This window comes from Collinsella aerofaciens (genome assembly GCF_040915425.1).
In the GTDB taxonomy this organism is placed as follows: domain Bacteria; phylum Actinomycetota; class Coriobacteriia; order Coriobacteriales; family Coriobacteriaceae; genus Collinsella; species Collinsella aerofaciens_BW.
Genome location: NZ_JBCPDN010000083.1, coordinates 1 through 7469 on the forward strand (window position 1 = coordinate 1; position 7469 = coordinate 7469).

Consider the following 7469-nt stretch of genomic DNA (forward strand, 5'->3'; position numbering starts at 1 on the left):
GTATAGATGCGGTCCTCCTTGGCGCGCTGCTTAGCCTTGCGGGCGCGCTTCTCCTCTTTAGAGAGGCCCTCGAGGTTCTCGCCCTTCTCGAGCTCTTTGCGGCGTGCCTTAGACGAAGCCGGCACGACGCGAACGGAGCTCGCTGCTTGGCGGGCGGGCTTAGCAGATGCGGCAGACTTGCGCGCAACCCCGGTAACTTCGTGGGATTGCGTGCGCTTGTTCGTGGCGCTACGGGTACTCACTTATGCGTTCTCCTTCATGCTTGTGAACTGGGAGCCCGTGATGATCTGGAAGGCCTCGCGATAGCGCTCGGACGTGCCATCGATGACCTCGGCGGGCAGGTGCGGGGTCTCCCCCGTCATATCCCAGTTGGCCTTGAGCCAATTGCGGACGAATTGCTTGTCGTAGCTAGGCTGGATCTTGCCCTCCTCGTAGCTGGCAGCAGGCCAGAAACGGCTGGAGTCGGGCGTGAGACACTCGTCGATCAGCGTGACCTTGCCATCAATAACACCAAACTCGAACTTGGTGTCGGCAATGATGATGCCACGGGTCGCGGCGTACTCGGCGGCAGCCTTGTAGATCTTGAGGGAAAGGTCACGAATCTGCGTGGCGATGTCCTCGCCCACGATCTCGCAGCAACGCTCGAACGAGATGTTCTCGTCGTGGTCACCGATCTCGGCCTTCGTGGACGGCGTGAACAGCGGCTCAGGAAGCTTGGAAGCCTCGGTCAGGCCCTCAGGCAGCTGGATGCCGCAGACGGTGCCGTTCTCGTCGTAGGTCTTCTTGCCCGAACCGGTCAGATAGCCGCGGACGATGCACTCGATAGGAATCGTCTGGGCCTTCTTAACCAGCATGGCGCGGCCAGCGAGGTAGTCACGATACTCAGCAAACTCCTCGGGGAAATCCGCCGGGTCGATGGAAACGAGATGGTTGGGGACGATGTCGGCAAACTTATCGAACCAGAATGCCGAGATGCGATTGAGTACCTCTCCCTTAAACGGAATCTCGTCGGGAAGAATGAAGTCGAACGCAGAAATGCGGTCGGTGGCGACCATCAGCAGGTTTTCACCGGCATCGTAAATATCACGAACCTTGCCACGGGAATCCGGACGACGCTCCATCGTTGTCACGTGAGTCACTCCTTACCTAAATACGACAGAAATGCGGGTTCTTTCCCGCATGTTTTCGCAAACTCGGAGCGGCAGGGACGCGGCCCCTCCTTCACCGAATAGCGAAAAGCTAGTGCTCCATTGTAGTAGATGCCGCGTCTGCCGTGTGCTCGCGGGGCAGATGAATTGTAAAAGTCGTACCCTTTCCAAGCTCCGACTCCACGGATATGTAGCCATGGTGACGCTCGACGATCTGCTTGGTCACGGCGAGGCCAACGCCCAGGCCGCCAGCTTCGCGGGCGCGGCTGGCATCGGCGCGCCAAAACCGCCCGAAGATGCGCGACAAATCGTCCTTGGCAATACCGATGCCGGTATCAGAAACGGCAATGCTGACGTGCTTGCGGTCACTGAGCACCGACACCACGACCCAACCGCCCTCGGGGGTGTAGCGCATGGCGTTGCTCATGAGGTTGATAACACATTGCGTGATCATGTCGGGATCGGCCTCGACGACATCGTCGTGACCCTGGGTCTCGTCCGCAAAACGCAGGCGCAGATCGCGGTCGACAAACAGGCGCTCCTGGGCATTGACGATGGAACGCACAAAAGGAACCATGTCCACCGGCTCAAGGTTGAGCGGAGCCGTGCTGTTTTCCATGCGCGACAGGTCGAGCATCTGCTGCACCAGACGAGCCAGGCGACGCGTCTCGGAAGCAACGGTCTCCAAATGCTCATCGTCGGTGGGATACACGCCATCCTGCATGGCCTCGACCGTTGCGAGCATGGCCATAAGCGGCGTGCGAAGCTCGTGTGCAACGTCTGAGGTCAGGCGCTTCTCGTGTTTCATATCCTTCTCGAGCGAAGTGGCCATCTCATCGAAGGTCTCACCCAGCTGATCGATCTCGTCATCACCGCGCAGTCCCGTGCGAGCCGACAGGTCGCCGTCACGGATTTGCTTTGCGGTACTGGTGATGCGATGAATCGGCTTGGTGAGCATGCGCGACACGAGCGATCCGATAACGACCGAAATGCAGATTGCAACAACCGCGGCGAGGGCCATGGCGTTAAAGGTCTTCTCCCTAAACGCAGAGTCCGCCTTGGTGAGCAGAGCGTCGGAGCCGATGGCCCACAGCTTTACCTGTCCGACATGCTCGCCGGAAGACGTTACAATCTCGACGTTAGCAACGCTATCGGAGTCGGTTGGAGCAGACGAGACCGGGCTATGCGATGCCCTCTTGCCGCTCGTGTCGTCGGTCGTAGCCTGGTTTTCGCGTACATCGGCGGTGGCGCTTGCCGAGGGCCAGGAATCGTCATAAACGATCACGCCCTTTTTATTGACGACCTGCATGCCCAGATCGTCGGAAACCAAACTCGACGTTGCGACCGTGCGCAGTTCTCCCGCGGTCCAAGAGCCGTTTTCCTCATATGAGGTTGCCAACTTCTCGGCAGCGGAATTTGCGATTTCGACGATATTGGAGCGTGTGTAATCCGAAAAGACCGTGCCCCACACAACAGAGACAACGCCCACCAGCACCAATACCGTCATGAGCGATGTCAGAGCAAAAGCAAGTGCCATGCGCGAGGGATAGCTCATCGTTGGCCGTGAATCGGAACGAGGCGTGTTCCAACTAGCCTTGGAACCCGCCTCGCTCTCCTGCTTGTGCTTTTGTCCGATTTCAAAGCGCGCAGGTGTCATATGTGATTTCCCTATTTCTCGTCCGACTTATCGGTCTTGGCCGGAGCCTCGAAGCGATAGCCGACACCATGGACGGTGTAGAGCCACTTGGGCTTCTTGGGATCATCGCCCAGCTTGGCGCGAAGATTCTTCACGTGGCTATCGATGGTGCGCTCATAGCCCTCAAAGTCATACCCGAGCACTTTCTCGACCAGCTCCATGCGGTTATACACACGGCCGGGATGGCGGGCAAGCGTGGTGAGCAGCTTAAACTCGGAAGCCGTCAGATCGACTTCCTTGCCCTCGACCAAGATCTTGTGGCCCGAGATATCGATGACCAGATCGCCGAAGTCGAGTACCTCGACGGCGGGCTCATCGGCCTGATGGGCACGGCGGAACAGAGCGCGAACGCGGGCGACGAGCTCGCGCGGCGAGAACGGCTTAATCAGATAGTCGTCGGCGCCGAGCTCAAGACCGATAATACGGTCCTCGATCTCGCCCTTAGCCGTCAGCATGATGATGGGGACATCCGAGGTATCGCGAATGGTGCGGCAAACGCGCTCGCCGGGAATCTTGGGGAGCATAAGGTCGAGCACGACCAGGTCGAACTGATGCTTCTCGAACTCCTCGATCGCGGACTGGCCGTCGCCGACGCCCACAACCCAGTAGCCTTCGCGCTCGAGATAGGCAGCGACGGCGTCACGGATTGCCTTCTCATCCTCGACCAGCAGAATCTTTTTTGCATCTGAAGCCATAACACGGCCCCCCTGTCTCAATTAGCTAAGAACAAGCCCATTTTAACGCACCTGAGCCCGCCGGATGCCGCTATGACGCGGCAGCTCGGCGGGCGGTACTCACAATTACAACGCGTTTATTCCCCTGTTGGCGCCTTTTTAACCCCTCTAAGCTTAAAGAGAGAATAGGCGTGCAGTGACCGTCTCTGGTATACCCTGGCTGTTGCGCACCGTGGCGTACGTAAGGAATGAGTCCGATTTTCCCGCCGTAGCTGGATAATCGCCATACTCCAAAGCGCGGTCGGGCGACAGCAGCGAGCCATAGGTCTTGGCAGAGGTGTCGATCAGGAAATGCGACGCCTGTACCTTAACAAGGTATTTATTCTTCTTGCCAGCCGCACATGCGAGCGGCTCACGGGACAGGAAGAGATACGGCCCTCCCTCATTACCGATATACGTGCCCATGTTGCCCAGGCTGCCCACGCCACTATAGGCCGCCTCGATAGAAAACACGAAGGTATCGCCCATATATACGGCCTCGAAAGGCGAGACTGACGAGGGAAGGACTAGCTGGGCACGTTTGGTGTTGTTGCCGTCGGTCAAATCGATTGCCGTTATGCCGTAGTAGACGCCCTCGTCGTTGCGGACACGCGGCGAGATGGTCAAAATGCCGTCGCTCGCGCGCGGGGCCGATGCAAAGCGACCCGTCGATTTCCAAATTATCTCGGCCTTGGATTCATCAAGCGAGCGACGATAGCAAAACGAATCGCTACTCGTTTTATTGCCACCTGCCGAGGGCATTTTATACCAGATGACTGATGACCCGAACGCCGTAAACAGCGGCGGATCGTAGTCCTTGCCACCTCGATCGAGCTCAACCACGTCGCCAGAGAGCGAGGCGCCCGACAGATTTTGAGCGTAGAGCTTCCACGATGAATTGGCAAAGTTCATCTCAACCCACGCGAATACGCCGTCGCCGGCACGGACATCGTAGAATGCATATCCCGTGCCCTCGATGGGGTCCTCGATAAGCGTCGTGAGCGAACCGTCGCCCAGGTTGAGCACGCCGAGTGTGTTGGCGTGCAGTGCCGATGCGGGCGCCATCATCGCCGCGGCGTAATCGCCGTCGCAGTAGTACAGCAGCGTACCCAGAGGCAGCGTCCACGACGCCGCCGGCTCAAGATCGATGTCGACTGCCTCATACTCATCCGTAATCGAGATGATTTTGGAATCGTCCTTGATAACCTGCGGCTCGCCGGCGGCATCATCGCTGGTACCCGTTTTTTTCGAGCATCCGGCAAGCACCGTGGCAGCGCCCGCGGCAGCCCCACCGAGTACAAAGCCGCGACGCGATATTCCGTTCTTGATGTGATCGGCGATACCCATTAGGCGATCTCGGCGCGAGCGGCCTCGATAGCGCGTGTAAGCTGGTCGGCGCAGGAGGTCTTTTTCATACCGCAGGTATTACCGGCGAGAACCTCGATTACGCGATCGGCAGGAGCGCCCTCGACCAGCTTGGAGATAGCCTTGAGATTGCCGTCGCAGCCGCCGGTAAACTCAACGCCCATCACCTTGTTGCCGTCATCGGAAAGGTCAAGGTGAATATTGCGAGCACACACGCCCTGAGGCTTGTAATCAAACGAAATCATGCGATCCCCTCTCAGAATGTTATTCGAAACGACTATTATCCCCGTCTTTCCCTAAATGCAACGAGGCGCTTTGCCGGCAACACACATTACCAGCAAAGCGCCCTAAAAAGCTAACGTTATGCCCGAACCTACTCGAAGCTCAGCTGCTCCAGACGATCAAAGACCGTGTCGATACGGGTGAGGAAGTCCCACGGATCAAAGATCTCGTCGAGCTTCTCCTGACTGACGGTGCAGCGCGGGTCGGCCTCGAGACGCTCCTTAAAGGTGGGGCCGGAGACACAATCCTGTACCTCGTGCCAGGTTGCCATAGCGTTCTCCTGCACAATGGCGTACGCGTCCTCGCGGGTGATGCCCGTGTCGACGAGGGCGAGCAGTACCTTGGAAGAGAAGATGAGGCCGCGGGTCTTATTGAGGTTGGCCATCATGCGGGCGGGATACAGCTGCAGGCCGTCGATAACGCGGATGAGGCACTGGAACATGTGGTCGAGGGCGATGAAGCTATCGGCCTGGGCGACGCGCTCGGCAGAGGAGTGCGAAATGTCACGCTCGTGCCACAGGGCGACGTTATCGAAGGCAACCTGGGCGTTGGACTTCACGACGCGCGACAGACCGCAGACTTTCTCCATGGTGATGGGGTTGCGCTTGTGCGGCATGGCTGAGCTGCCCTTTTGGCCCTTACGGAACGGCTCCTCGGCCTCGAGCGTATCGGTCTTCTGTAGATTGCGAACCTCGGTAGCGATGCGCTCACAGGTGGCCGCTGTAGTGGCAAGCACGCCGGCAAGGTAGGCATGGTGATCGCGGCTGATGACCTGCGTGGACAGAGGATCGTGGACCAGGCCCAGGTGCTCGCAGACGTACTCCTCGACGAACGGCTCGATGGAGCTGTACGTGCCGACAGCGCCCGAGATAGCACCGAAGGCAACATTCTTGCGGGCGTCCTCAAGACGATCCAGATCGCGCTTGAGCTCCCAGGCCCAAGAGCCAAACTTCATACCGAAGGTCATCGGCTCGGCGTGGATGCCATGAGTGCGGCCGGCACAGAGCGTGTTGCGCTCCTCAAAGGCGCGACGCTTGCAAATCTCGCCGAGCTTCTTGACGTCCTCGATGATCAGGTCGCAGGCCTGGGTGAGCTGGTAGCACAGGGCCGTGTCGCCCAGATCCGAGCTGGTCATGCCATAGTGAACCCAGCGGCTGGGCTTGGGGTTGCCCTCGGGAACATCGGCATCGATGTATTCCTTCATGTTGGTCAGGAAGGCAATGACGTCGTGGCGCGTGACTTCCTCGATCTCATCGACCTTCGCCTTCTCAAAGTTGGCATGGTCGCGGATCCACTGGGCCTCGTCTTTGGAAATACCGATCTTGCCGAGCTCCGCCTGGGCCTCGCAGGCCAGAACCTCGATCTCCTGCCAAATGGCGTACTTGTTCTCGAGGGAGAAGATGTGTCCCATCTCCGGGCGGGTATAGCGATCGATCATAGCGGCTCCTTTTTGGTTATTGGCACGTTGGTCGTAACCCAACCATTGTACCGTGCGCAGGTGCAAGTATGGGCAGTAGGCATTAACCTAACATTTTGGAATTGGAGCGGGCAACGGGACGTCTGCGCATTTGCTTCGCAAAACCGCACCGGCTTCAGTGGCATACCGAGATCCGGGGAAGTGTGGGAGCAAAGCGGGCTGAATCTACCATTCCCGAAATCTTCCTTGCTCCATGGAGCGGGCAACGGGACGTCCGCGTATTTGCTTCGCAAAACCTCACCGGCTTCAGGCGCCTGTCGGCGCCTTCGCCTGCTCGCTACAAACGCTTCGCGTTTGCTTAACGCTCGCACCCTGGCGGGTTCGAGTCCCGGCGCTTGATAGTAAAAAGCACGGCAACGTAACGCTGCCGTGCTTGTGCTTTTTACTGGAGCGGGCAACGGGACTCGAACCCGCGAGTGTCAGCTTGGGAAGCTGATGCCTTACCACTTGGCGATGCCCGCTTGTGTGTTGGCTAGTATAACGCGGTTGTCTTGTTCGATACAAGGGTGGTGATGCTTGTTTTAGCTGTGGAGATTCGTTTGAAAATCACGTCAATTGTGGAGACGAGGACCTTTGACTTCCTGTTCTCCCTATCTTCTACCTGCACTTTTGCTTGATTGTTGTATTTGAGCTCAATTTGTCAGGAATTGGGCAAGCTTTTGGTCAGGCTCCGGTACTTACCCGCATGAACCTCGGGGGTAGCCTCATCCTACGCGTCGCAGCCTCCCCGTGCGGCGCACGAGGGATAAGGAGCAGCCATGTCCAACGCACCCACGCACTCTGTCCAC

General features: G+C 58.3%; 6 protein-coding genes, 1 tRNA gene and 1 pseudogene. All 8 read right to left on the reverse strand.

Annotation, left to right across the window (positions count from 1 at the left end):
* A pseudogene (locus AB5164_RS09310) lies at positions 1-242 on the reverse strand (hypothetical protein); the annotation flags it as partial.
* Complete coding sequence (locus AB5164_RS09315) at positions 243-1121, reverse strand: phosphoribosylaminoimidazolesuccinocarboxamide synthase (RefSeq protein WP_035136481.1); 879 nt, start codon at positions 1119-1121, stop codon at positions 243-245. It abuts the pseudogene before it with no gap.
* 118 nt (positions 1122-1239) lie between these two features.
* Positions 1240-2805 carry a sensor histidine kinase gene (locus tag AB5164_RS09320; RefSeq protein ID WP_040360026.1) on the reverse strand — a complete coding sequence of 522 codons (1566 nt, stop codon included), beginning with the start codon at positions 2803-2805 and terminating at the stop codon, positions 1240-1242.
* An 11-nt stretch (positions 2806-2816) separates the two neighbouring features.
* Positions 2817-3539, reverse strand: a complete 723-nt coding sequence (locus AB5164_RS09325; RefSeq protein ID WP_006236208.1) for a response regulator — start codon at positions 3537-3539, stop codon at positions 2817-2819.
* A gap of 153 nt (positions 3540-3692) precedes the next feature.
* Positions 3693-4904: a twin-arginine translocation signal domain-containing protein gene (locus AB5164_RS09330; RefSeq protein ID WP_138341070.1), complete on the reverse strand. Its 1212-nt coding sequence runs from the start codon at positions 4902-4904 to the stop codon at positions 3693-3695.
* Positions 4904-5167, reverse strand: coding sequence for a TIGR03905 family TSCPD domain-containing protein (locus tag AB5164_RS09335; protein ID WP_117848466.1), 264 nt, complete (start codon positions 5165-5167; stop codon positions 4904-4906). The genes AB5164_RS09330 and AB5164_RS09335 overlap by 1 nt, the downstream gene beginning before the upstream one ends.
* Before the next feature lie 128 nt (positions 5168-5295).
* A complete protein-coding gene (gene purB / locus AB5164_RS09340; protein ID WP_368143287.1) occupies positions 5296-6642 on the reverse strand; it encodes an adenylosuccinate lyase in 1347 nt (448 codons plus the stop codon).
* 425 nt (positions 6643-7067) lie between these two features.
* Positions 7068-7142: transfer RNA gene (locus AB5164_RS09345), tRNA-Gly, on the reverse strand.
* Positions 7143-7469 lie beyond the last annotated feature (327 nt).

Bases quoted from the DNA above. Each gene is read 5' to 3' on its own strand.
- AB5164_RS09325 (WP_006236208.1), bottom strand. From the start codon at position 3,539: ATGGCTTCAGATGCAAAAAAGATTCTGCTGGTCGAGGATGAGAAGGCA.
- purB (WP_368143287.1), bottom strand. From the start codon at position 6,642: ATGATCGATCGCTATACCCGCCCGGAGATGGGACACATCTTCTCCCTC.
- AB5164_RS09330 (WP_138341070.1), bottom strand. From the start codon at position 4,904: ATGGGTATCGCCGATCACATCAAGAACGGAATATCGCGTCGCGGCTTT.
- AB5164_RS09335 (WP_117848466.1), bottom strand. From the start codon at position 5,167: ATGATTTCGTTTGATTACAAGCCTCAGGGCGTGTGTGCTCGCAATATT.
- AB5164_RS09320 (WP_040360026.1), bottom strand. From the start codon at position 2,805: ATGACACCTGCGCGCTTTGAAATCGGACAAAAGCACAAGCAGGAGAGC.
- AB5164_RS09315 (WP_035136481.1), bottom strand. From the start codon at position 1,121: ATGGAGCGTCGTCCGGATTCCCGTGGCAAGGTTCGTGATATTTACGAT.